Annotated in this window: 20 protein-coding genes; 5 read left to right on the forward strand and 15 right to left on the reverse strand. The window is 57.5% G+C overall.

The window, feature by feature from the left end:
• Positions 1–43: 43 nt before the first annotated feature.
• Both pbpC and C3451_RS03910 read right to left on the reverse strand, forming a co-directional pair.
• The gene (gene pbpC / locus C3451_RS03905; RefSeq protein WP_063139286.1) at positions 44–2,371 is read right to left on the reverse strand and encodes a peptidoglycan glycosyltransferase PbpC; all 2,328 of its coding nucleotides are present in this window, start codon (positions 2,369–2,371) and stop codon (positions 44–46) included.
• Between the two features lies 1 nt (position 2,372).
• Positions 2,373–7,325, reverse strand: a complete 4,953-nt coding sequence (locus tag C3451_RS03910; protein ID WP_045621492.1) for an alpha-2-macroglobulin — start codon at positions 7,323–7,325, stop codon at positions 2,373–2,375.
• A gap of 286 nt (positions 7,326–7,611) precedes the next feature.
• Between C3451_RS03910 and C3451_RS03915 the strand changes: the two genes are divergently transcribed.
• The 4 genes from C3451_RS03915 (at position 7,612) to C3451_RS03930 (ending at position 12,241) form a co-directional block, all read left to right on the forward strand.
• On the forward strand, positions 7,612–9,156 hold the full coding sequence (locus C3451_RS03915; RefSeq protein ID WP_038416508.1) for a PTS transporter subunit EIIC: 1,545 nt from the start codon (positions 7,612–7,614) through the stop codon (positions 9,154–9,156).
• 12 nt (positions 9,157–9,168) lie between these two features.
• On the forward strand, positions 9,169–10,536 hold the full coding sequence (locus tag C3451_RS03920; RefSeq protein WP_045621493.1) for a 6-phospho-alpha-glucosidase: 1,368 nt from the start codon (positions 9,169–9,171) through the stop codon (positions 10,534–10,536).
• An 89-nt stretch (positions 10,537–10,625) separates the two neighbouring features.
• Entirely contained in the window at positions 10,626–11,471 is an 846-nt protein-coding gene (sseA, locus tag C3451_RS03925; protein ID WP_045621495.1) for a 3-mercaptopyruvate sulfurtransferase, read from the forward strand.
• Positions 11,471–12,241: a MurR/RpiR family transcriptional regulator gene (locus tag C3451_RS03930; protein WP_045621497.1), complete on the forward strand. Its 771-nt coding sequence runs from the start codon at positions 11,471–11,473 to the stop codon at positions 12,239–12,241. The genes sseA and C3451_RS03930 overlap by 1 nt, the downstream gene beginning before the upstream one ends.
• Before the next feature lie 17 nt (positions 12,242–12,258).
• Here C3451_RS03930 and sseB read toward each other — a convergent pair whose 3' ends face one another.
• From sseB to trmJ, 11 genes are all read right to left on the reverse strand, one after another.
• Entirely contained in the window at positions 12,259–13,035 is a 777-nt protein-coding gene (gene sseB, locus C3451_RS03935; RefSeq protein ID WP_032623766.1) for an enhanced serine sensitivity protein SseB, read from the reverse strand.
• 96 nt (positions 13,036–13,131) lie between these two features.
• On the reverse strand, positions 13,132–14,418 hold the full coding sequence (pepB, locus tag C3451_RS03940) for an aminopeptidase PepB (RefSeq protein WP_045621499.1): 1,287 nt from the start codon (positions 14,416–14,418) through the stop codon (positions 13,132–13,134).
• A 53-nt stretch (positions 14,419–14,471) separates the two neighbouring features.
• A complete protein-coding gene (gene iscX / locus C3451_RS03945; protein ID WP_003860650.1) occupies positions 14,472–14,672 on the reverse strand; it encodes a Fe-S cluster assembly protein IscX in 201 nt (66 codons plus the stop codon).
• Position 14,673: 1 nt separating this feature from the next.
• Positions 14,674–15,009 carry an ISC system 2Fe-2S type ferredoxin gene (gene fdx, locus C3451_RS03950; RefSeq protein WP_003860652.1) on the reverse strand — a complete coding sequence of 112 codons (336 nt, stop codon included), beginning with the start codon at positions 15,007–15,009 and terminating at the stop codon, positions 14,674–14,676.
• Position 15,010: 1 nt separating this feature from the next.
• Positions 15,011–16,861, reverse strand: a complete 1,851-nt coding sequence (gene hscA, locus C3451_RS03955) for a Fe-S protein assembly chaperone HscA (protein ID WP_045621501.1) — start codon at positions 16,859–16,861, stop codon at positions 15,011–15,013.
• 14 nt (positions 16,862–16,875) lie between these two features.
• Positions 16,876–17,391, reverse strand: coding sequence for a co-chaperone HscB (gene hscB, locus C3451_RS03960; protein WP_022649017.1), 516 nt, complete (start codon positions 17,389–17,391; stop codon positions 16,876–16,878).
• A 198-nt stretch (positions 17,392–17,589) separates the two neighbouring features.
• Entirely contained in the window at positions 17,590–17,913 is a 324-nt protein-coding gene (iscA, locus tag C3451_RS03965) for an iron-sulfur cluster assembly protein IscA (RefSeq protein ID WP_003860659.1), read from the reverse strand.
• A 13-nt stretch (positions 17,914–17,926) separates the two neighbouring features.
• Positions 17,927–18,313 (reverse strand): Fe-S cluster assembly scaffold IscU, encoded by a 387-nt coding sequence (gene iscU / locus C3451_RS03970; RefSeq protein ID WP_003860661.1) that lies wholly within the window; start codon positions 18,311–18,313, stop codon positions 17,927–17,929.
• Between the two features lie 24 nt (positions 18,314–18,337).
• Complete coding sequence (gene iscS, locus C3451_RS03975) at positions 18,338–19,552, reverse strand: cysteine desulfurase (protein ID WP_045621503.1); 1,215 nt, start codon at positions 19,550–19,552, stop codon at positions 18,338–18,340.
• A gap of 117 nt (positions 19,553–19,669) precedes the next feature.
• Positions 19,670–20,161 carry a Fe-S cluster assembly transcriptional regulator IscR gene (gene iscR / locus C3451_RS03980; RefSeq protein ID WP_003860665.1) on the reverse strand — a complete coding sequence of 164 codons (492 nt, stop codon included), beginning with the start codon at positions 20,159–20,161 and terminating at the stop codon, positions 19,670–19,672.
• A gap of 220 nt (positions 20,162–20,381) precedes the next feature.
• Entirely contained in the window at positions 20,382–21,107 is a 726-nt protein-coding gene (trmJ, locus tag C3451_RS03985) for a tRNA (cytosine(32)/uridine(32)-2'-O)-methyltransferase TrmJ (protein WP_015572157.1), read from the reverse strand.
• Between the two features lie 132 nt (positions 21,108–21,239).
• Here trmJ and suhB point away from each other — a divergent pair, with 132 nt between their 5' ends.
• The gene (suhB, locus tag C3451_RS03990; protein WP_022649020.1) at positions 21,240–22,043 is read left to right on the forward strand and encodes an inositol-1-monophosphatase; all 804 of its coding nucleotides are present in this window, start codon (positions 21,240–21,242) and stop codon (positions 22,041–22,043) included.
• Positions 22,044–22,103: 60 nt separating this feature from the next.
• On the opposite strand, the gene C3451_RS03995 is transcribed toward suhB, so the two are convergent.
• Both C3451_RS03995 and C3451_RS04000 read right to left on the reverse strand, forming a co-directional pair.
• Complete coding sequence (locus tag C3451_RS03995) at positions 22,104–23,084, reverse strand: nickel/cobalt transporter (RefSeq protein WP_045621505.1); 981 nt, start codon at positions 23,082–23,084, stop codon at positions 22,104–22,106.
• Positions 23,075–23,713, reverse strand: a complete 639-nt coding sequence (locus tag C3451_RS04000; protein WP_022649022.1) for a DUF1007 family protein — start codon at positions 23,711–23,713, stop codon at positions 23,075–23,077. The genes C3451_RS03995 and C3451_RS04000 overlap by 10 nt, the downstream gene beginning before the upstream one ends.
• Positions 23,714–23,783 lie beyond the last annotated feature (70 nt).

A 23,783-nucleotide genomic window follows, 5' to 3' on the forward strand; every position in this document is an offset into this window, starting at 1 on the left:
ACGGATATTGATAATTATCAAGCTAACTCTTGAGGAGTAACACTTAGCGATCTAACTCAAAATTGACCGTCGCCGTTTGTCCTGTTTCATCTAATACAACTAACTGATATTTACCCGACAAATATAATTGCAGTGAATAATTCTTCTGATGTCCGTCCAGCGGTTCTCCATTCAAAAACCACCATCGTTGCCCCTCCCCGCCGCTGGTTGAAACGAACAGGGTCATATTTTTCTCACCCGGAAGACGTTTAATTACCGCCCCTTCTCTGACGCCTGACAACATCAGCGGCGCCGCATTATGATTATCCAGCGGAGGGCAAACCGCTGAACGGGCGGGGAGACGAGCGGCCCGTTTTTCGGCAGCAGGCAGCCAGGGCTCCAGCGGCAGCGGCCAGACATCCAGCACTTTTTCTGTCGCATCAGGACAATCCGCTGCGACGCGTTTGCCTTCTTTATCCAGCCAGACCGGGAAACGGATCCCGCGAATACCCTCTTGTTCCGGCAGCAGCAGCGTAGGCGGTTCACTGCCTTCCAGCAGCCAGGTTGACAGCCGACGCCGACAGTTTTCGTTCCCTTCAGGCAGGGACTGGCCCCCCGGCCAGCAAATCACGCCCCGTCCTACGCTTGCAGGACGCGGATCGCGCGGCAGACGGGCTTCATCCACCATCGAGCGGGACTGAAGCATGTTATTGACCTGATTCAGGAGCGGAACTGCGCTGGCGAAACCAAACTGCCCGGCAACGGGCGTGCCGTCCGGACGTCCGGTCCAGATTCCAATGACATACCGGGCGTTCAGCCCGATGGCCCAGGCATCCCGGTAGCCATAGCTGGTGCCCGTTTTCCACGCCAGCGGCGCAACCTGGGGCAGCGCACTGTCCGGCAGGGGCTGTGCTTCACTGGCGAGAATGCGACGAATGATCCACGCCGCCCCCTGCGACAGGAGCGGACGTTCGATCAGCGGATCGCCCGGCTGTAAACGCAACCGGCCCGCCTGACCCTGCCGCGCAAAGGCACTGTAGGCGGCAGCGATATCAGCCAGGCGTGCCCCTGCGCCCCCCAGGATCAGGGAGAGGTTGGGCTGCGCCCCCGCGGGGAGTATGAGCGGTAATCCCGCGTTGCTCAGCATGCCTGCAAAACGTTTTGGGCCGTACGCTTCCAGTACCTGCACCGCAGGCAGGTTGAGGGAACGCACCAGGGCTTCGCTCATGCTGACCGGCCCATGGAAACCGCTGTCAAAGTTGCCGGGGCGATAATCCCCCGTTTTTCTTGGAACATCCTGTAATAACGAAGCGGGATGGATCAGGCCATCGTCCAGCGCCATGCCATAGATGAATGGCTTGAGGACCGATCCCGGCGATCGGATCGCATTGACCATATCCACGTGACTAAAGCGACTGTCATCATTGATATCTACCGAGCCTACCCAGCCACGCACTTTCATGGATGTATGATCCACGACGATCATCGCCAGTGAATTGCGGGCAGGCAGGCGCGATTTCCAGTTCATTGCCAGCTCTTCAAGCTGTCGTTGCAAAGCTGCATCCAGCGTGGTGACTATTTTTGTGTCGCGGCTTTTACTCAACATCATGCGGGAAAAGAGCGGCGCCAGCTGCGGCATCTGCCGGGGGGCCAGCCAGACCGCCTCTTCACGGGACTCTTTCACCTGCTTCTCAGACCAGACGCCCTGAGTCAGCATGCGGTCGAGCACTTTGTTCCGCGCCGCTTCGGCACGTTCCGGCCAGCGGTCGGGGCGCAGACGGCTGGGTGCCTGTGGCAGTACAGCCAGCAGCGCCGCGTCGGAATAGCTCAGCTGAGACGGCGGTTTGCCAAGATAAGTCCAGCTTGCCGCGCCCACGCCTTGCAACGTGCCGCCAAACGGGGCACGGTTGAGATACAGCGTCAGGATTTCACGCTTGGAGAGATGCCACTCCAGCTGCATCGCCCGCCACAGCTGACGAATTTTACCGCCAAAGGTACGCGGATGCGGATCCAGAAGACGTGCCACCTGCATGGTAAGCGTGCTCCCGCCAGAAACCACTCTCCCGGCGGTGAGATCCTGCCAGGCGGCACGCAGTACAGAAAGCGGATTGACGCCAGGGTGATCCCAGAACCAGCGATCTTCATACTGGATCAGCGCCTCAAGATAGCGTGGGGAAACCTCTTCAATGGTAACCGGATAGCGCCAGATGCCTTCGCTGTCGGCAAAACGCCACAACGGAACACCCTGCTCATCCACCACCACTCGCGCAGGGTTGACCTCTTTCAGGGGCAACGGCCACACGCGGTCAGCGGCGACAATCAGCCCCCCTAAAAAGAGAAGCGCTCCCGCAAGCCACAGCCAGCGGGAGCGAATCAGGCGTGCTATCTGCATCTTACGGAACAACGATCAGCGGGCCACTGGCCGCCCCCGTTGCCCGCCACTGCGGAACATACATGGACTCGACCATAGGAACAGGCACCTGGTAGGTTCCCGGCGTAACGGCACGGGCCAGGTAAACCAGCGTGACCGGCTGACCTTCATTGACCGGCACGGCGGCCACAAAGCGATCGTCGCGGAATTCCATGTGCTGAATATCAGACTGTTGCATCTGATTCAGCAGGTTTTGCACTTCACTGCCGCTGTCCTGCAAGCTGGCGCTGCTGCTCGCCAGATTCTGGTTTTCCAGCTCCAGACCTGCCGGGAGCAGATCCACCACCAGCGCATCCGGTACGTTCTGGCTTGCCTTCACTTCCAGCCACACCAGAACCAGCTCACCGCTCTTAAGTGAAGAGAGCGACTTGCTGCTGCCGTCTGTCGACAGGATATGACGTTCAATCTGCAAGACGTGAGAAGATGGCTGGGGCGCATACTCCGGATAGCCAGTAGTGTCCAGTCGTACCCACAGCGGCGTCGTGCCGGTATTCGTCACCTGCAAGGCACCAGGCTGGTCGCCGTTCAGGTTTTCTACCTGCGCTTTATCACTGCTCTGGGTCTGTTCAGAGAGGGTGGTCGTTGCCTGCCACGCGCCTGACAAGGTTTGCAGTGAACGTCCAGCCAGGAACAGCGCATTGCTCTCCTGGGTTGACAGCCAGCGCTGGCTGAACGCGTCTTCAGATAACGCGTTCAACAGCCTGTTTTGCGCATCCGGCAGCAGCTTGTACTCTTCCAGCAGGGAGAGCATCAGGGCATTATCACGCAGCTGGCTGCCGTAATCCGCCATCCAGTTTCGGCTGTCGTTACGGGGTGTTTTGAGAGCCAGATCCAGCGCCTGCTGGCTGCGCGGTGTATCCCCCATCAGTTTGAGTGCCATGCCCAGCTGCATCAACGGAAGCCCGGAAGCGGCCTGAGCGTGGCGATCCCAGATTTCACGCAATGCACCGAGCGGCGCTTTTTGCTGACGAGCCAGCACCAGCGAAGCATACGCCTGGACAGCAAATTTGCTGGCCTGGGTGTCGTCGCTGTAGCGGATGGACATCATCCCCGGATCCTGTAAATAGCGCAGCAGTCGGCTGTTGGCGTTATTCACCGCCTCGGCAGGCACGCTGTAACCCTGCTCCCCTGCCCGCACCAGGAAGTCCGTAACATAGGCGGTCAGCCAGTACTCTTCCGGGCCGTTTTTATCCCACAAGGCAAAACCGCCATCGTCACGCTGCATTTGCAGCAGACGGGAGATGCCGATATCAATGGCCGCACGGCGTTTATCGTCGGTGTCGCCTTTAATGCCCAACGCCGTAAGCTGTGCCGCGTTGGTGTAGAGGGACGGGAACAGGCCGCTGGTGGTCTGCTCAAGACATCCGTATGGATAGGCCTGAAGTTCACGAATGTAGCGCGCCAGGTTCAAAGGTGGTTTACCGCTGAGCAACAGCTGTCCCTGTAGCGTGGCAGGCGAGAAACCGTCGATATGCTGTGCTGGCGCGCTCCAGGATTCGCCAGGGTTCAGCATCGTGCCCGTATTCACCGTTTGCGCCGGGAATGCGGGGCGTACACCAATTTTCCAGCTCTTCTGCTGCGGCGCAAACGTCTCACCAGGGAGCTGAAGCCCCGTCACCTGAGCAGTTACTTCACCATCGCCATAGCCTTCCAGCGCGCGCACCGGAATAAACAGAGTGCTACGAGCGCCAGGCGGCAGCTTAACCGGCTCTGGTTGAGCACCTTCGAGCGACACCTTACCGGTTGCGGTTAACGCAATGTTCAGCGTTTGCGGCTGGTCAGTAAGGTTGGTCAGGTCCAGCGTCAGGCGAGAGGTATCGCCACTTGCGAGGAATCGCGGCGTGTTAAGCTCGGTGATAATCGGAGCCGCCACAATGATTTTGCTTTCGCTGCTGCCGAAATCGTCTTCCGTCCAGGCCTGCGCCATCAGACGCAGTTCGCCGTTAAAATCGCCAATCGGCAGCGTGATGGTGCCTTCACCGTTGGCATCAAGCCTAACCGGCTGCGCCTGCTGAGCAATAATGGTGACATGGTTCACCGGTGGCTTACCGCCGCGTTTCAGTTCATCGCCGTCTCCGCCAAAGCGCAGTGCGGCCAAACGTCCCTGACCTTCAATCACCTGGCCATAAACATCATAGATGTCCGCGCCATAGCGCTTCTGACCGAAGAAAGCTTCCCACGGATCCGGCGTGACGTAGTCGGTAATGTTCAGCACGCCGCTATCAACAGCCGAGACCAGCACGTTCACCTTCTGTGGCACAGCCCCCTCTTTTACGCTGGCTTTCACTTTCACAGAAAGCGTCTGGTTCGGACGCATTTTTTGTGGGTTATCAAGTGCGATGCTCAGGCGACGATTTTCGTCCCCCATTGGCAGATGCAGCAGACCAACCGCGCGTTTTGGCGTGGCAGATTTAGATTTATCGCCAGGACGAACCACCAGCGTGCTGAGGTAGAGATCGTGACGTTTCCAGGCCTTATCCACCGGAATGGCGAGATCCAGACCGTTAACCGGTACGTCGATCTCTTTCCACCACAGTGGCCCTTCGCTGGATTCGATCATTGCATAGCCCTTGCCTGCGGCCGGCGCTGCAATATGCAGGTTGATGGTATCGCCTGGCTGATAGGATGGCTTGTCCAGTTTCAGCGTCACACGATCCGGGCGTGCAGCACCCGTGCCATCGCTGTTATCCTGCCAGCTGTACCCCGCCCAGAAGCGCACGCTGCTGACCATGTTATCAGGGGCTTTCACTTCCAGACGGTATGAGCCCCACTCCACCGGGAAGGTGACTTTACCGGTTTCATCGGCCTTGAGGTTAAGTTCCTGCTCGCCCTCAACCAGATCTTTTTGATCAAACTGAGACTGCCAGCCCTCGCTCTCGGACCAGTTCCAGAAGTAGTCGCGACGCTCACGGACCAGACGCACCTGCAGACCAGATACCGCTTTTTTCGCCCCGCTGGCATCGGCATAGACGATGTCAAAGCTGGCGTTGCCGTTCTCGTCGACAATCGGCTGGTTGACGGTGGTATCGGTGCGGTAGTCGTACACGGCCTTGCTGGCGAACTGTGGGCGGATCCCCGGAAGTTCAGCCGCAGGCCAGATAGCCTGCTCGGCGCGTCGCGTTACCGGACGCCCGCCTGATTCCAGCAGGCTGGCTTGCAAAATCAGTTGCAGCGGCGAGTGCACCTCTTTCCACTGGCTTTCGGTGGTAACCTGTCCGCGCCCCTGTTCGTCCAGCGTAAGCTGCACTTCATCCAGGCTGCGGCTCAGGTTCTCCTCGGCAATATCACCGAACTGGAAGCCAGGCAGTGCAGGCACCGCGTCACGTAGCGGACGCAGGAAAAGCTGGCCTTGCAGAGAATTACCGTTAGCCGGCGCGCCATACAGGTAATAGCCCACAACGTTAAAGTCCACATCCTCCTGCGGGGAAACCGGCGTTTTTTGCCCGGTCAGATTCAGCGCCATACGCTCAGGCATAAAATCTTCGACGTGGAAATCCCACATGCGCTGCTGGTTATCCCCCGTATTCGCGCGAATATGCCACATGCCGGTCTGGGCGCCGCTATCAAGCGAATAGTTGAAGCGATAAAGGCCGTTCTCAGGTTGCACAACGACCGTACGCGCTACCTGGCCGTCCGAACGCAGCACGTCAAGTTTTACCGGCTGCTCGGGAAGCGGTTTGCCATCGCTGTCGCGAAGCAGGCCGTTAAGGATCACCGTTTCACCCGGACGATAGAGATCGCGCGGGCCAAACATAAAGAACTGTTTGCTGTAACCCGGGTTACCGGCGATATCAAACTCCGCCAGATCCAGCGCCGGAAGTTTGAGATCAAGAAGCGTGGTCTGGCCATCTTTACTGGCCAGGATCAGCGCGGCTTCTTTATCGGTTTCCAGTTTCGCATGACCATCGGCGTCGCTGTTCGCCTCGGCCAGGGTCTGTCCTTTATCGTTCAGAAGGGTAATGGTCACGCCTGACTGCGCCGCACCGTTTTCAAGACTCTGGGTGAAGATGTCCAGACGGTTATGATAACGATGAGCGGACAGCCCAATATCACTTAAGGTAAAGAGCGTCGCGGCGTTACTGTAGTTATAGTGACCGGCCTGATTCATCACGGCGATATAGACGCCAGACTGCTGGAGCGGCTTAATATCTTTGAGCGGCAGGAGCAGTTTTTCACGCGTGTTGCGCGCCGGGTTGAGGTCGAAACGGCCGGTGTAGACCAGTTCCGCCATCTTCAGCAGGTTGTCAGATTCCCAGTTGGTCAGCGAGTTACGGTACTCCCACTGGCTGACAAACGAGGCCAGCGACTCCGGCTTAACGCGGTAGAAGTTCACGTCCACATTGTTGACGTTGAGCGCCATCACCGGCAACCCTTCCACCACTTTACCCGGCAGCAGCGATCCGCGGCTGGCGAATCCGACCGTCGGTTCAACATCCCGGGTGGTGATCGCTTTTTCATAGTCAATGCCGAATGTCGCTTTGTTCAGCGCCAGCAAATTACGCTCGACGGTGACGACCAGATTACGATTCGGCTCCAGATGGCGCAGGCGCAGCTCTTTCAGATTGGGGGCCAGTTCCCAGGCGCCGTCCACTTTGCCACTTTTTTTATCCACCACATGCACCGTTTTCGCAAAATCCTGGCTGGGATCCAGCGGTACAGAGAAGGTCAGAACCAGTGTCGCAGCACCGTCGAGTTGCACTTCAGAGGCATCCAGCAGCGTCAACGCCTTACCCTGACTCTGCGCGGCCAGCTTAGCCAGCTTTTCAGGATCCGGTTTTGCCGGGGTTTTCTGTTCTGATGTAGTAGACGCTGCGGGGGCAGCGGCCTGAGGTTTGTCATCGCTGTTATCACAGCCGGCAAGCGTAAAGGTGGTGAGCAGCGCGAGAGAGATCGCAGCTAAGCGAAACGGTTTCATCCTATGTCCCTGGCCTGAGGGGCCTGTTGGTCGTCGTCCGGATAAGTATTATCCGCAAGTTTCGTTAATACAAAAAGTCCAATTTTATAATCTGGAAAGCGCCTCGCAGAATGGCATCGTACTCGCATGCGAGGGTGGAACCGTGATCACACAGCGTAACGTAACATGTTACCTTTCGCGTCATTTGTTTTTAAAACAAGAAGATAGCTGGATAAGCTCGCATCATGCCTGCTAGTTTTATGACCATGACGCACCCCGAGTGCGCGGTTCAATAAGAGAGAAAGCCATGAAACGAGCCGTGAACGCCCTACAAAATTTCGGAAAATCACTTTACGGACCTGTACTTATCTTACCCATCGTCGGTCTGTTTATCGCCTTTGGGAATGTGCTGGGTAACGGCAATCTGGCCGAGTACCTGCCGTTTCTCGGCCATCCGCTGATCCAGAGTGTCGGCCAGCTGATCGCCAAATCTGCCGTGTCGGTGCTGGTCAACCTGGCGCTGGTGTTTGCCGTCGGGATCCCCATTGGCCTGGCAACCCGAGACAAAGGCTACGCGGCGCTGATTGGGCTGGTGACCTTTATCGTATTCATTAACGCGATGAACGTGACGTTACAGCTTCAGGGAGAACTGGCCCCTGCAGAGCAGATGAAAGCCGCCGGACAAAGCATGGTTCTGGGCGTCCAGGTGCTGGAGATGGGCGTTTTCGCCGGGATCCTGACCGGGGCGCTCTCCGGTTATCTGTACAACAAATATTCCGGTGTCCAGTTTAACGGCGCGATGGCGATATACTCCGGCCACTGCTTTGTCGCGATTGTGATGTTGCCAGTCTCTATGCTGCTCGGCGTGGTCATGAGCGAACTCTGGCCGTACGCACAGCATGGAATAAGCGCCCTGGCGCTGGCGATCAAAGGGTCCGGTCCGTTTGGGGTGGCGATCTACGGTTTCCTTGAACGCATTCTGGTGCCGACGGGCCTGCATCATCTGGTCTATACGCCGTTCCTGTATACCGAACTGGGCGGTACGCAGGAGGTGTGCGGTACGGCTTACCAGGGCGCGCGCAATATCTACTTCGCCGAGATGGCCTGCCCGGACGTGAAGCAGCTCAGCAGCACCGTGGTGTGGGATGCTCGCGGCATCAGCAAGATGTTCGGCCTTCCCGCCGCCGCGCTGGCGATGTACATGACCGCGAAGCCAGAGCGTAAAGCGATTGCGAAAGCCATTCTGATCCCGGCGGCGCTGACCTCGCTGCTGGTCGGCGTAACCGAGCCGATCGAGTTCTCTTTCCTGTTTGTCGCCCCGCTGTTGTTCGTGGTGCATGCGGTGCTGACCGGCATTGGCATGATGCTGTTCACCCTGTTTGGCGTTCACGCCATCGGCGCCAACGGAATTATCGATTTTATCCTCTACAACCTGCCGCTCGGCACGGAAAAGTCCAACTGGCCCATGTACATCGTGGTCGGGCTGATCATGTTCGCCCTTTATTTCGTGGTGTTCCGCTTCCTGATCCTGCGTTTCAACATGAAAACGCCCGGTCGTGAAGATGACGATCGGGAGACGCGCCTCTACAGCAAACAGGAATACCAGGCGAAGGGAAATAACGACGGGCTGGGCGAATCGATCGTCGTCGGTCTGGGCGGTCGGGAAAACATTCAGGTGGTTGATAACTGCTACACCCGCTTACGCGTCACGGTGAAGGACGTCGCCATCATCGACGAACCGCGCCTGAAAGCGACCGGCGCGAAAGGGATTATCAAACAAGGTAACAACGTTCAGGTGGTCTACGGGCTGCATGTCAAAAAAATGCGAGAAGCCGTTGAGACGTTTCTCTGAAAGGAGCTAAAGATGTTAACACCCCCATTCATTCTGTCGATTGCTGGCGGCGGCAGCACCTACACGCCAGGTATAGTGAAAAGCCTGATGGTACGCCTGCACGATTTCCCCCTGGCAGAGATTCGCCTGTATGACATCGACGAGGCGCGCCAGAACACCATTGCGCCCGTGGTGGAAAAGGTCATTCGCGACCACAGCCAGAGCATCAAATTCACGGTCACCAGCGATCCGGAGGTGGCCTTCAGCGGTGCGCATTTTGTTTTTGCTCAGATGCGCGTCGGACAGTACAAAATGCGCGAGCAGGATGAAAAAATTCCGCTGCGCCACGGGGTGGTCGGCCAGGAAACCTGCGGACCCGGCGGGCTGGCATATGGCCTGCGTACGATCCTGCCGATGGTAGAGCTGATCGATAGGGTGGAACGCTACGCGCACGAAAAGTCGTGGATCGTGAACTACTCCAACCCGGCGGCGATCGTCGCTGAGGGCGTGCGTCGCCTGCGCCCCAACGCACGCGTGCTGAACATCTGTGATATGCCTGTCGCCGCGATGCGCAATATGGGCGCCATTCTGGGCGTGGACCGTCATAAACTGGAGGTGGACTATTTTGGCCTCAACCACTTCGGCTGGTTTACCAGCGTGCTGGTGGACGGCGAGGACAAGCTGCCGGAGCTGCGTAAACATATCGCGAAGTTTGGCCTGCTGACGGAAGACGCGGCCAAAACCGACCCGCAGCACTCGGATCCGTCATGGGTGAAAACCTGGCGCAACATCAAGCCGATTATGGATAACTTCCCGGAGTACCTGCCGAACCCGTATCTACAGTACTACCTGATGCCGAACCAGATTGTGGAGCATCAGAACCCGGACTATACCCGTGCCAACGAAGTGATGAACGGACGTGAGAAAAAGCTGTTTGCCGCCGCCGAAGAGTACCAGCGCAGCGGGATCTTACCGGACGCCTTCCACGTAGGTGTTCACGGCGAATTTATCGTCGATGTCGCCTGCTCGCTGGCATTCAACCTGCGCCAACGTCATCTGGTGATGGTGGAAAACCGCGGGGCGATTACCAATCTGCCGTACGATGCGGTGGTGGAAGTACCTGCCTATATCACCTCCGAAGGGCCGGAGCCTGTCCGCGTGGGTCAGGTGCCGTTGTTCCACCAGACGCTCCTGCAACAGCAGCTCGCTTCTGAACAGCTGCTGGTGGAGGCAACCATCGAAGGCAGCTACGAGAAAGCGTTGCAGGCGTTTACTCTGAACCGCACCGTGCCGACCATGGAGCACGCGAAAGCGATTCTGGATGAGATGATCGAAGCCAACCGCGACTACTGGCCAGCGCTGCAAAAGGCATGGCAGGACGGTGAAGCGGTGAAAAAATAGGGGCTTGCTCGCGAGTTGAACGTGGTTAACTTGTCGGTGTCAGAAAAAACACCGACAATCCTTTTTTACGGAAAAGAATGGAGGCAACCATGTCCACCTCATATTTTGTCGCCGCCGACTGGCTGATTGAGCACGGCGACGACCCGGAAGTTCAGATTATCGACGCGCGCATGGCCCCTCCGGGCCAGGAGCATCGTGACGTTCCCGCTGAATATCGCGCAGGGCACCTGCCTGGCGCGGTTTTTTTCGATATCGAAGCTCTCTCCGATCACACCTCTCCCCTGCCGCACATGCTGCCTCGTCCGGAAGCGTTTTCCGTGGCGATGCGCGAGCTCGGCATCAGCAAAGACAAACACCTCGTTGTTTACGATGAGGGTAACCTCTTCTCCGCCCCGCGGGCGTGGTGGATGCTGAGAAACTTCGGCGTGGAAAAAGTGTCGATTCTGGCGGGCGGGCTTGCGGGCTGGAAGCGCGACGAGCTGCCGCTTCAGCAGGGCGACGTGACGCTGCCGGAAGGCGAATTCGATGCCACGTTCGACGCACACGTGGTGAAACGCCTGACCGACGTGCTGGTCGTGAGCCATGAAAAAACGGCGCAAATCGTCGATGCCCGTCCTGCTCCGCGCTTCAACGCTGAAGCGGATGAGCCGCGTCCGGGGCTGAAGCGCGGACATATCCCGGGGGCGCTGAACGTGCCATGGGGCGATCTGGTGTTTGAAGGCGAGCTGAAAACCACCGATGAATTGCGTGCCATTTTTGAACGTCAGGGCGTGGATTTGCATCGTCCGGTTATTGCCAGCTGCGGCTCCGGCGTGACGGCCTGCGTGGTGATCCTGGCGCTGGCAACCCTTGGCGCGAATGACGTGACGCTGTATGACGGCGCCTGGAGTGAATGGGGTGCACGGGACGATCTGCCGGTAGAACCGGCGAAATAATGGATAACCGCCTGGCAACGCTGTTAACACGCGGGTCGTCACTGACCCGCGCGGAATATCGCGTCCTCGCCCACCTCACTGAGCATCCGCTGCTGGTGGGCAATATCACGGTGCGCGAGCTGGCGCTGGCGACATTTGTTTCCACCGCGACGATTATGCGGCTGTGCCAGAAGCTGGGCTTCAGCGGATTTAGCGAGTTTATCTGGCACTGCAAGCAGCTGCTTTCTGACACGCCGCGGATCACCGTACAGTCTTCGCAACATGCAGAAATGCCCGCGCTTTTTGCCCGGTTCATTGCCAACTATCAGCAGACCTTCCAGTGGGTTACCCAGGACAAACGCCAGCAGTTTGCCAGCCTGCTGCGCCAGAAAGAGAGCTTCTTTCTCTACGGCGCCGGGTTTTCATATCTTTTTGCCGAGTACCTGACCAAGAAGTTGCAGGTGCTGGGAAAAACCGCGTTCATCTCCGGACCGGGGGACAGCCGGAATATTTTTCTCAGCAACGCCGCACGCTATCAGGTATTTATTGCCGTTTCGCGCAGCGGCGAAACGGAGCAGGTGCTGGATAAAGCGCGGATCGCCAAAAACGTCGGCATGACGATCGTCGCGTTTACCCGCGCGTCGGCCAATACGCTGGCAGGTATGGCCGACGTGCATTTTGCCCTCTATGACGAAGCGGTACATTTCGCCGCCGAAGCCGCAGGGGTGACGTCGTTTGAGTCGAATCTGGTGCTGCTGATGGATTTACTGTTGCTGGAAGCAACGGGGTGAAGGTCACCCCGCCGTAATCAGATAATGCGGTTAGTCTTGAGATCGCGCAGGAAGCCGCCCCAGCGACGCTCGTAGAACGGAGTGATGTGCTCGGTAATAAAGTGGCTGATGCCCTGCTCACCTTTCTTCACCTGACAGATATCAATCGGCTCATCGCCCGGGAGCGTGTCGGTCGCTACGCTTCCCGCCGCCTGGATGATCTCGTCGATATCGCCATCGGCCTCAATTCCAATCAGCAGAACAGGCTTTTCGTCAGCGCTCTCTTTGATGGAGCAGAGGAACGCGCGTTTTACCGGCTTGATGGTTTTAAACAGCGTGGTCAGGGAGTCAATCATCTGCGCGGGCGGCTCGGCCACTTCAGACAGTAGCAGCGTTTCGCCCCCTTCCAGCACCTCCTGGGTGCTGAGCGGGTTGCCCTCGTCACCAATCAGATGGCTGATTTCACGCGGAGTGAACTCTTTCCCTGTCGGCAGTTTGGCGTTGAGGAACAGCGTCTGCCCCAGGGTCATTTCGAATAGCGTGCGCACCGGCATCACCACGAACGCCTGTTCGTCTTCTACCGCTTCCTGCAAGGCCTCGAGCGAGGTAAAGAACGGGATCACCGACGTGCCGTCGTCTTTCTCCCAGTGCAGCAGATCCAGGGCGCTGTCTTCGACAACCTGCTCCCCTTCTGCTGCGGTGCCCGGCACCCAGACGGTGGATTCCAGCAGCGTGCGGAAAAAGGCCGGACGGTGGGCGGGCTCGGTCGCCGCCTGCTCCAGCAGGGTTTCTAATTCGTTTTTGGTTTCTGACATAGTTTGGCTACTTCACAATTGCCCGGCGGCGCAACGCTTGCACGGGCCTACGGGTTTTGTAGGCCGGGTAAGCGTAGCGCCACCCGGCAAAAAAGATCACTCAGCCGTCAGCAGGTTCGCCACGGTACGCACACCCAGACCGGTTGCGCCTGCTGACCACTGCTCAACCGCCGCTTTACGGTAGGTTGCGGAGCAGTCAATGTGCAGCCAGCCTTCATGGTAGTTCTCAACGAAGTGAGACAGGAAGCCTGCTGCTGTGCTGGCTCCCGCCGGGTACGCCGCGCTCGCGGTGTTGTTCAGCTCGGCGAAGTTAGACGGCAGCTGGCTGCGGTGGAACTCGGCCAGCGGCAGACGCCAGAACGGCTCGTTTTCCGCCGCCGCGCTGGCCAGCAGGCGAGCGGCCAGCTTGTCGTCGAAGCTGAACAGCGCGTGGTAGTCGTTACCCAGGGCCGTTTTCGCCGCGCCGGTCAGGGTCGCCATGTCGATAATCAGCTCCGGCTTCTGCGCAGAGGCGTCGATCAGGCCATCGGCCAGCACCAGACGGCCTTCGGCATCGGTGTTCATCACCTCAACATTTTTACCGTTGCGGTAGCGAATGATGTCGCCCAGCTTGAAGGCATTGCCACTCACCATGTTATCCGCGCAGCACAGGTAGAGCTTCACGCGCTTGTTCAGACCACGGGTGATGGCGAACGCCAGCGCGCCGGTAATGGTCGCCGCGCCGCCCATGTCGGACTTCATGGAGTCCATGAACGCGCTCTGCTTCAGGCTGTAACCGCCGGTATCGAAGGTGATACCTTTCCCGACCAGACAGGCAAAGACCGGCGCTTCTTTATCGCCGGTTGGGTTGTAATCCAGCGCCAGCAGGACCGGAGGACGCTCGGAGCCACGACCCACGGTGTGGATACCCATGTAATTTTGTTCGCGCAGGTCTTCACCTTTGGTGATGCGGTAGGACATCTTGTCGTCCGCCACGCCGCACAGCAGGTCAACCGCGCGCTGCGCCAGCTGCTCAGGCCCCAACTCTTCCGCCGGGGCGTTGATGGTGTCGCGCACCCAGTCGATAATTTTCAGGCGGCTTTCCAGCTCTTTATGACCGGCTTCATCGAGGTTCGCCCACTCAATTTTACGGGTGCCTTTCGGGCCTTTGTAACCCGCCCAGAAAGCCCAGCTGCGGTCTGTGTCCCAGCCTTCGCCAGCCAGAGTGACATGCTTAATGCCCAGGCCGTCAATTTTACGCGCGGCGCGCTGGATCAGGCCCAAATCATCGTTACCCGTCAGGTGCAGGGTAATACCGTCGTTATTGATGCTCCAGGTGGCTTTCTCGCCCCAGCGTGCGTCGGCTGGCTGCGTGGAGAGCGTAATCTTCATCGCTTCGGTCATTTTATTTGTCCTTATTAGCAAACGGGCCGCCTGAAGGCAGCCCGTTAAGTGATTTACTCTGCTTCATCTAACCAGACTAACAGAATCGCCTCCAGAATTTTTTCATTGGATGCGTTTGGATCGTCGTCAAAATCCTCTAAATCGCAGATCCACTGATGCATGTCGGTGAATCGTACGGTCTTCGGATCGAGATCCGGGTTCGCGTCGTAGAGCGCTTCGCCGATTTCACGGCTGTCTGTCCACTTCAGTCCCATATTAATGCTCGCGTGCGTGGTTGATGGTGTAGCGTGGGAATTCCACGACCAGATCTTCATCGGTCACCGCCGCCTGGCAGCTTAAGCGGCTGTCTGGCTCCAGACCCCATGCTTTGTCCAGCATGTCGTCTTCGTCTTCGGTGCTCTCGGCGAGAGAATCAAAACCTTCACGCACGATGCAGTGGCAGGTGGTGCAGGCACAGGATTTTTCACAGGCGTGTTCCACTTCGATACCTGCACGCAGGGCTACATCGAGAATGGTTTCACCGGTCTTCGCTTCCAGAACAGCGCCATCCGGACAGAGGTCCGCATGAGGCAAAATAACAATCTTTGGCATATTAAACCTCGTCCACGGACTGGCCTTTCAGCGCGACGCGGACAGATTTGTCCATGCGGCGAGCAGCGAAGTCCTGGGTTTGTTTATCAACGTTTTTAATGGCTTCTTCTATTGCGTCAGCGTCATTGCCTTCGGCGACTACGCTTAAGCGCGCGGCAGCCTCGTCAATCACCTGGCGCTCAGCGGCGCTTAACAGCGCGGCGTCGGCAGCGAGCGCGCCGTTCAGGCTCTCCAGCACGCGTGCGGCTTCCACTTTTTGTTCCGCCAGCATACGCGCCTTCACATCCTGCTCGGCGTAGCTCATTGAGTCCTGAATCATGGAGGCGATTTCGCCATCGGTCAGGCCGTAGGACGGCTTCACCTGAATGGACGATTCGACGCCGGTGGATTTTTCCATCGCCGTCACGCTCAGGAGACCGTCCGCATCCACCTGGAAGGTGACGCGAATATGCGCCCCGCCCGCCGGCAGCGCCGGAATTCCGCGCAGCGCAAAGCGCGCCAGAGAGCGGCAGTCCTGCACCAGCTCGCGCTCGCCCTGCATCACGTGGATGGACATCGCGGTCTGGCCGTCTTTGAAGGTCGTAAACTCCTGCGCGCGCGCCACCGGAATGGTGGTGTTACGGGGAATGACTTTCTCCACCAGGCCGCCCATGGTTTCTAAACCCAGAGACAGCGGGATGACGTCCAGCAACAGCATTTCGCTGTCCGGCTTGTTGCCGACCAGGATATCGGCCTGGATAGCGGCACCCACGGCAACCACTTTGTCCGGGTCGATAGAGGTCAGCGGCGTGCGGCCAAAGAATTCCCCTACGCGCTCACGTACCAGCGGCACGCGGGTTGAGCCGCCAACCATGACCACTTCCAGCACCTCGTTAGCCTCAACGCCCGCATCTTTCAATGCGCGACGGCAGGCCAGCAGGGTACGCTTAACCAGAGGCGCAATCAGTTCGCTGAACTGGTCGCGGGTGATCTCACCCTGCCAGCCTGCGACGTTCACGCTGACGGACTGCGCATCGCTCAGGGCGATTTTGGCGTCGATGGCCGCATCCAGCAGTTCACGCTGGACGCGCGCATCGCTGCGATCGCTGATGCCCGCCTGCTCGCGGATGTAGTCCGCCAGCAGATGGTCGAAGTCATCGCCGCCGAGCGCGGAATCCCCGCCGGTGGCCAGCACTTCGAACACACCGCGGCTTAAGCGCAGGATAGAGATATCAAACGTCCCGCCGCCGAGATCGTAAACCGCAATCACCCCTTCCTGACCGGAATCGAGGCCGTAGGCAATGGCTGCCGCTGTCGGTTCGTTCAGCAGACGCAGCACGTGCAGGCCCGCCAGACGCGCGGCGTCTTTGGTGCCCTGACGTTGTGCATCGTCGAAGTAGGCCGGAACGGTGATTACCACGCCGTCCAGATCGCCACCGAGCGTCGCCGTCGCGCGCGCCGCCAGCGCTTTGAGGATGTCAGCGGAAACACGAATCGGGTTCAGCAGACCGGCAGATGTCGCAATCATCGGCAGGCCGTTTTCGCTGGCCTGTAACTGGTACGGCAGATGCGGATAACGGGTCTGGATATCCGCCAGCGAGCGGCCCATCATGCGCTTAACCGAGCTGATGGTGTTAGCCGGATCGCGCGCGGCATTGGCGCGGGCATCAAAGCCGACAGCGTGACCCTGCTGCTGGTAGTGGACCACGGAAGGCAGCAAATGGCGGCCCTGCTCGTCAGCCAGCGTTTCCGCCTGGCCGCTACGCACGGTCGCCACGAGAGAATTGGTGGTGCCCAGGTCAATACCGACCGCCAGACGACGCTGGTGCGGTGCGGCGCTTAAGCCTGGCTCACTAATTTGTAATAAGGCCATAATTGCTTCCGAAATTAAAAATCGAGCAGCTTTTCTTCGAGTTGTTCAGCACTGCTTCGCAGTTTATCGAGAAAACGGAGTTTGCGCACAGTGTCTGCCGCCACGTCCCAGGTCTCGTTGTTCAGTTGCTCAACCATCTGCTGATGGCGGGTATCGAACATGCCCTTTACGCGCTGGAGAAAACGTTCCAGACGCGCTTCGTCTTTAGCCTGTTCAATTTCATCCAGCTCTTCGCGAAGCTCCAGCTGCTCCATCAGAAACGCGGTGTCGCGCACGGTATGCTGTTCGCTCGCCAGATCAAAACCGTGGAGCGAGAGCAGATATTCTGCACGCGCCAGCGGATGACGCAGCGTTTGCCAGGCCTGGTTGATGGTTGCGGAGTGTGATACCGCAGCCAGCTGCTCTGCCTGCGTCCCGCTGGCGAATTTATCCGGATGGTACTGACGCTGGAGATCCTGAAAACGGATCGTCAGCGCCTGGAGATCAATCGGGTATTGAGCGGGTAGTCCGAAGAGAGTGAAGTAATCCATAACAATCTCAGGGGTAGCCTGTTAGAACAAACCCCACGCGTAGCACAGCCACGGTGGGGTTATACCTTCTTACTTCGCGCTGCAGATGCGTTGTCTGCGCTCGTTCACCCCAGTCACTTACTTAAGTAAGCTCCCGGGGCTTCACTCGCTTGCCGCCTTTCTGCAACACGAATTAATCGGTATAACAGCGGAACGCGGTTAAACGTGGAAGCTTTCGCCGCAACCACACTCGTCTTTGACGTTCGGGTTCGTAAATTTGAACCCTTCGTTCAGGCCTTCTTTTACAAAGTCCAGCTGAGTGCCGTTGAGAAATTGCAGGCTTTTGCCATCGACCACCACCTTCACGCCCTTGTCTTCAAACACGGTGTCATCAGATGCCGGTTCGTCAACAAACTCCAGTACGTAAGCCATACCAGAACAGCCGGAGGTACGTACGCCCAGTCGCAGGCCAAAGCCTTTACCACGGTTCGCCAGAAAAGAGCTTACTCGCGCGGCAGCGCTGTCGCTAAGGGTAATCGACATACTCAAACCTCAATTATTTTGCTTCACGTTTGCTTTTGTAATCCGCAATGGCGGCTTTGATCGCGTCTTCTGCCAGAATTGAACAGTGAATTTTCACCGGCGGCAGTTCGAGTTCTTCAGCAATGTCCGTGTTTTTGATTGCCTGTGCTTCGTCCAGAGACTTGCCCTTCACCCACTCGGTGACCAGGGAGCTGGAGGCGATAGCAGAACCGCAGCCGTAGGTCTTGAAGCGCGCGTCTTCAATGATACCTTCATTGTTGACTTTAATCTGCAACTTCATCACGTCGCCACACGCTGGCGCGCCAACCATACCGCTACCGACAGATTCGTCGCTGTTGTCAAAAGAGCCAACGTTGCGCGGGTTCTCGTAATGATCGATAACTTTTTCGCTGTATGCCATGATTGAATTCTCCTTATGTACCGATTAGTGATGTGACCATTCAATGCTGTTCAGATCCACGCCCTGCTTGAACATTTCCCACAGTGGAGAAAGGTCGCGCAGACGGCCGATGGAGTTACGAACCAGTTTGATGGTGTAGTCAATCTCTTCTTCGGTAGTGAAACGACCTAAAGAGAAACGGATAGAGCTGTGTGCCAGCTCGTCAGTCATGCCCAGCGCACGCAGCACGTAGGATGGCTCCAGGCTTGCAGACGTACAGGCAGAACCGGAAGAAACGGCCAGGTCTTTCAGCGCCATGATCAGCGACTCGCCTTCAACATAGTTGAAGCTGACGTTGAGGATGTTCGGCGCGCCCTGCTCGAGATCGCCGTTCAGATAGACTTCTTCCATATCCTTCACGCCGTCCCAAAGACGGTTACGCAGCATACGCAGGCGTGCCATCTCGCTTTCCATCTCTTCTTTCGCGATGCGATACGCTTCGCCCATGCCCACAATCTGGTGAACAGGCAAAGTACCGGAACGCATGCCGCGCTCGTGACCGCCGCCGTGCATCTGTGCTTCGATGCGGATACGTGGCTTACGACGAACGTACAGCGCGCCGATCCCTTTCGGGCCATAGATTTTGTGACCGGAGAAGGACATCAGGTCCACTTTCAGCTGGCTCAGGTCGATAGGCAGTTTGCCCACGCTCTGGGTCGCATCCACGTGGTAGATGATGCCGCGCGCACGGCACATTTCGCCGATGGTGGCGATGTCCTGCACAACACCGATTTCGTTGTTAACGTGCATGATGGAAACCAGAATGGTGTCATCACGCATCGCCGCTTCGAGCTCTTTCAGGTCGATGATCCCGTTGCTCTGCGGCGCCAGGTAAGTCACTTCGAACCCTTCACGCTCCAGCTGACGGCAGGTGTCCAGCACGGCTTTGTGTTCGGTTTTGCTGGTGATGATGTGCTTGCCTTTTTTCTGATAAAAGTTGGCTGCACCTTTGATCGCCAGGTTGTCGGATTCGGTCGCACCGGAGGTGAAAACAATTTCACGCGGGTCGGCACCGACCAGGTCAGCAATCTGATTACGGGCGATATCAACCGCCTCTTCAGCATGCCAGCCAAAACGGTGTGAACGGGAAGCTGGGTTACCAAAGTTTCCGTCCAGGGTCAGACACTGCATCATTTTCTCGGCAACACGCGGGTCCACCGGCGTGGTTGCGGAGTAGTCGAGATAAATCGGTAATTTCATTGCTCTATAAACTCCGTACATCGCTTCAATGCAAGGAATCAGGCAACCGGCTGGATGTACGACCGAGTACGCGGGGTGTGACCACCCCGGCCTGATTCTGAATACTTATCTTTTTAATTACGCGCGCAGTTTAACGTCGATGGCGTCCTGCGTGCGGGTGCTGCGTTGTGAATCCTGACTGTGCTGACGACCAGAAACATCCAGAACTTCCTGGTTATTAACCAGCTCACCCAAGGTGATGTTATTCAGGAAGCCGGTCAGACGGTCGCTCAGATCGCGCCACAGCGCGTGGGTCAGGCATTTATCGCCGCCCTGGCAGCCGCCTTTGCCCTGGCAACGGGTCGCATCAACGGATTCGTCAACTGCGCTAATCACTTCGCCAACCGCAATACTGCCCGCGTCTTTACCCAGCAGATAACCGCCGCCCGGGCCACGAACGCTGGACACCAGTCCATTTTTACGCAGTCTGGAGAACAGCTGTTCCAGATAAGAGAGGGAGATCCCCTGTCGTTCAGAAATATCAGCCAACGGAACCGGGCCCGCTTCGGAGTTGAGCGCAACGTCCAGCATCGCGGTCACGGCATAACGCCCTTTAGATGTCAGTCTCATGTCTTACTTAACCTCAAACTCGCCCCTGCCCGGGGTTTTTTATTGTAAAATGGGGGTATTGCATAGCAGGGCCAAGTCTGACATTCCTGACTAAATTGGTCAACTATTTACTTGACTGTTTTAGTCAGGTATTTAACCTTCTGTGCCTTCATAACAAAGGTGCGGACTGATGCCCTCACCCCGGCCCTCTCCCACAGGGAGAGGGAGAAAACACACTGCACTACTCTTTATTCTTCTGCTCAATCGACGCCAGGATCCCGCGCAGGATGTTCAGCTCCTGGCTTTCCGGACGCGCGCGGGTGAACATACGGCGCAGCTTGTTCATCACCTGTCCCGGGTGACCTTCGCGGATAAAGCCGGTAGAGAGCAGCGTCTGCTCCAGGTGGCCGTAGAAGCGCTCAAGATCGTCCACCAGCGGGTAGGCCGTCTCTTCTTTAGGTTCGACCGGTTTTTCCTGCGTCGCCAGCCATGCCATGCGCACTTCGTAGGCAATCACCTGCACCGCCATCGCCAAGTTCAGCGAGCTGTATTCCGGGTTTGCGGCAATCGCCACGTGGTAGTGACACTTCTGTAGTTCCTCGTTGGTCAGGCCAACGCGTTCACGACCAAACACCAGCGCAACCGGCGCCTGTTCCGCTTCTGAGATACTTTTCAGGCCGCATTCGCGCGGGTCCAGCATCGGCCAGGGCAGCGTACGGGAGCGCGCGCTGGTCCCCACCACCAGACTGCAACCGGCCAGGGCTTCGTCCAGGGTGTCCACAATCTGTGCATTCCCGATCACGTCGCTGGCGCCGGCCGCCAGCGCAATAGCCTGAGAGTCTGGTTTCACCAGCGGGTTAACCAGCCACAGGTTCGTTAAGCCCATGGTTTTCATAGCGCGGGCCACAGAGCCCATGTTGCCGGTGTGCGATGTTTCGACCAGCACGATTCGAATGTTTTGCAGCATAATTTTTAGATGTCTGGATTCAGTGTCTGAAGAATATTCGGGCATATTATCATAAACGAGAGACATAATCCGATCCCGCTGCTATACTCTGCGCCGATTTTCCTGTTCTTTAACATCCAGTGAGAGAGACCGATGCATCCGATGCTGACCATCGCCGTGCGCGCAGCGCGCAAGGCGGGTAATGTAATTGCCAAACACTACGAAACCCCAGACTCCGTAGAAACCAGCCAGAAAGGCAGCAATGATTTCGTGACTAACGTCGATAAAGCCGCCGAAGCGATTATTATCGAAACGATCCGCAAATCTTACCCGCAGCACACCATCATCACCGAAGAAAGCGGTGAACATGAAGGTACCGATCAGGATGTTCAATGGGTTATCGATCCACTGGATGGCACCACCAACTTCGTTAAGCGCCTGCCACACTTCTCTGTGTCTATCGCAGTACGCATCAAAGGCCGTACTGAAGTCGCCGTTGTTTACGATCCAATGCGTAACGAACTGTTCACCGCGACCCGCGGTCAGGGCGCGCAGCTGAACGGCTACCGTCTGCGCTGCAGCAATGCACGCGATCTGGACGGCACGATTCTGGCGACCGGCTTCCCGTTCAAGGCGAAGCAGCACGCAACCACTTATATGAATATCCTCGGCAAACTGTTCACCGAATGCGCGGACTTCCGTCGCACCGGCTCTGCTGCACTGGATCTGGCCTACGTGGCGACCGGCCGCGTTGACGGTTACTTTGAGCTGTCACTGAAGCCGTGGGACTTCGCGGCGGGCGAGCTGATCGCACGTGAAGCTGGCGCGATTGTTTGTGACTTCACCGGCGGCCATAACTATATGTCTACCGGCAACATCGTTGCAGGTAACCCGCGCGTTGTTAAAGCCATGCTGGCAAACATGCGTGAAGAACTGAGCGATGCGCTGAAGCGTTAATCCAGTCTGTTAAGCCCGGTGGCGCTACGCTTACCGGGCCTACAAACCCCTCAGGTATGGCTAAAAAGGCCGCAACCCCCTTCCCACCGGCACCGCACTTATCCACATCGTGACCGCAGCCACCAGCAGAATCACCCCGCCCGCCAGCGCAAGCGTCGTCCAGCCAACCTGTCGCCACAATACCGGCGTTTTATTGCCGCTGAGTTTTACCGCCAGCTGACGGAAGCTGTGCACCAGCAAGGCTAACGAAGAGATAGTCAGAGATGTTCCCGCCGCCATCGCCAGCGCCGAGATCATGCCCCAGCCAAATACACCTATCACTTTGCTGAACAACAGCACCATGATTGCGCCCGAGCACGGACGCATCCCCATTGAGAGAACAATCATCAGGCGCGCACGCCAGTCGTCACCATTCTGTAATTGTTCCTGCGTCGGCAGATGCTGATGCCCGCACCCGCAGTTTTCATGGTGAACGTGATGCGGCGTAAAGATTTTGAATTTTGGTTTTTGCAGCAACGCGCGCAATTTTTTCAGCGCCCGCCAGCAGAGAATCAGCCCCAGTAAGCCTACCAGCGCGTAACTTCCCTTCTCCAGCCAGAAGCTGCTCATATGCAGCTGGCGGGCCGGGAGCTGTAGCAGCGAAAGGACGACCACGACCAGCGCAATTGCCACACCGCCCTGAAGTAACGAGGAAGCCAGCGTCAGGCCGATACTCGATTTCAGCTTCGACGGATGGGTGGCAAGCCAGGTCGTGATGACGATTTTGCCGTGCCCCGGCCCCAGGGCATGCAGCACGCCATAGATAAAGCTGAACGCCAGAAGAGAGCCGCCCGCTTTGGACGGATTTTCCGCCACGGCTTTCAGCAGCTCGCTCATCTGCTGATTAACTTCCCGCTGCCAGAGGATACTTTTCATCATCACCTGCGGCCATGCCTGCCACAGCCAGAGCGCGCCGCCAGACGCTAACAGCGAAAAGAGCGCCAGAGGCCAGAGGTGCAGCCAGCGACGCGGCTTACTGACGGGGGAGGAGATCACTGACATTGTAACGTCACCTCCTGCGCAAACTGTTTTCCTAATTCCATGTCTTCTGGAGGCGCATCTTCTTTATCAAGGGAAACAGCAAAGTTCAGCGTCTCTTCACTGGGCGTCGGCGTGTGCACGGCAATTTTGCAGCTTTTTTGCAATATTTCTGGCAACTGTACGTCGCTGTCCTGGGCGTAATGCATATCGACATAGTAGGTTGGGTCAAACGTGGAAAACCTGTACTTCTGCCCGGCCAGCGGCTGAGGGTGCGCCAGCGGAAGGATAAACGTCAGCACCGCCTGATGGCCGTCGCGGGTCATACCGTACTCCGTGGGACGGTTAAGAAATTTCACCTTTTGTCCGTTGTGCCAGAACTCGGTGAAGTAGTGCTGACCCAGCACGTTGGCCATGACTTCCGCCGCCAGCTTTTTCCAGATCTCGTCGCCGGGCTTTGCGTTTCCGGCATCGTACAGCAGGTCGGCGGAGGTGATTTCATCCATCGTCCAGCGCATCTTCAGGCCGCTGAGCTGTGTGCCGTCCGTCACCAGTTCGGTTTTCAGGCTGATAAAGCTGTGAGGATGTGCGCTGGCGGCGGAGGTGATAACCGCCAAAAATAACGCTGTCACGCTTTGTTTAACTGTTTGCATCAATTCCTCACGTCAAAAATTCTGTGATGTTCGCCAGCAATCCTGAATGAAAGGCCTGCCGGCGCGCTTT

Origin of the sequence: Enterobacter sp. 301B (genome assembly GCF_003850715.1) — a bacterium.
Lineage (GTDB): Bacteria > Pseudomonadota > Gammaproteobacteria > Enterobacterales > Enterobacteriaceae > Enterobacter > Enterobacter intestinihominis.

Coding starts and splice junctions, on each gene's coding strand:
- C3451_RS04000 (WP_022649022.1), bottom strand. CDS start 23,713: ATGCAAACAGTTAAACAAAGCGTGACAGCGTTATTTTTGGCGGTTATC.
- fdx (WP_003860652.1), bottom strand. CDS start 15,009: ATGCCAAAGATTGTTATTTTGCCTCATGCGGACCTCTGTCCGGATGGC.
- iscA (WP_003860659.1), bottom strand. CDS start 17,913: ATGTCGATTACCCTTAGCGACAGCGCTGCCGCGCGAGTAAGCTCTTTT.
- iscS (WP_045621503.1), bottom strand. CDS start 19,552: ATGAAATTACCGATTTATCTCGACTACTCCGCAACCACGCCGGTGGAC.
- C3451_RS03930 (WP_045621497.1), top strand. CDS start 11,471: ATGGATAACCGCCTGGCAACGCTGTTAACACGCGGGTCGTCACTGACC.
- iscX (WP_003860650.1), bottom strand. CDS start 14,672: ATGGGACTGAAGTGGACAGACAGCCGTGAAATCGGCGAAGCGCTCTAC.
- C3451_RS03995 (WP_045621505.1), bottom strand. CDS start 23,084: ATGTCAGTGATCTCCTCCCCCGTCAGTAAGCCGCGTCGCTGGCTGCAC.
- C3451_RS03910 (WP_045621492.1), bottom strand. CDS start 7,325: ATGAAACCGTTTCGCTTAGCTGCGATCTCTCTCGCGCTGCTCACCACC.
- iscR (WP_003860665.1), bottom strand. CDS start 20,161: ATGAGACTGACATCTAAAGGGCGTTATGCCGTGACCGCGATGCTGGAC.
- trmJ (WP_015572157.1), bottom strand. CDS start 21,107: ATGCTGCAAAACATTCGAATCGTGCTGGTCGAAACATCGCACACCGGC.
- sseA (WP_045621495.1), top strand. CDS start 10,626: ATGTCCACCTCATATTTTGTCGCCGCCGACTGGCTGATTGAGCACGGC.
- pepB (WP_045621499.1), bottom strand. CDS start 14,418: ATGACCGAAGCGATGAAGATTACGCTCTCCACGCAGCCAGCCGACGCA.
- sseB (WP_032623766.1), bottom strand. CDS start 13,035: ATGTCAGAAACCAAAAACGAATTAGAAACCCTGCTGGAGCAGGCGGCG.
- iscU (WP_003860661.1), bottom strand. CDS start 18,313: ATGGCATACAGCGAAAAAGTTATCGATCATTACGAGAACCCGCGCAAC.
- C3451_RS03920 (WP_045621493.1), top strand. CDS start 9,169: ATGTTAACACCCCCATTCATTCTGTCGATTGCTGGCGGCGGCAGCACC.
- hscB (WP_022649017.1), bottom strand. CDS start 17,391: ATGGATTACTTCACTCTCTTCGGACTACCCGCTCAATACCCGATTGAT.
- hscA (WP_045621501.1), bottom strand. CDS start 16,861: ATGGCCTTATTACAAATTAGTGAGCCAGGCTTAAGCGCCGCACCGCAC.
- pbpC (WP_063139286.1), bottom strand. CDS start 2,371: ATGCAGATAGCACGCCTGATTCGCTCCCGCTGGCTGTGGCTTGCGGGA.
- suhB (WP_022649020.1), top strand. CDS start 21,240: ATGCATCCGATGCTGACCATCGCCGTGCGCGCAGCGCGCAAGGCGGGT.
- C3451_RS03915 (WP_038416508.1), top strand. CDS start 7,612: ATGAAACGAGCCGTGAACGCCCTACAAAATTTCGGAAAATCACTTTAC.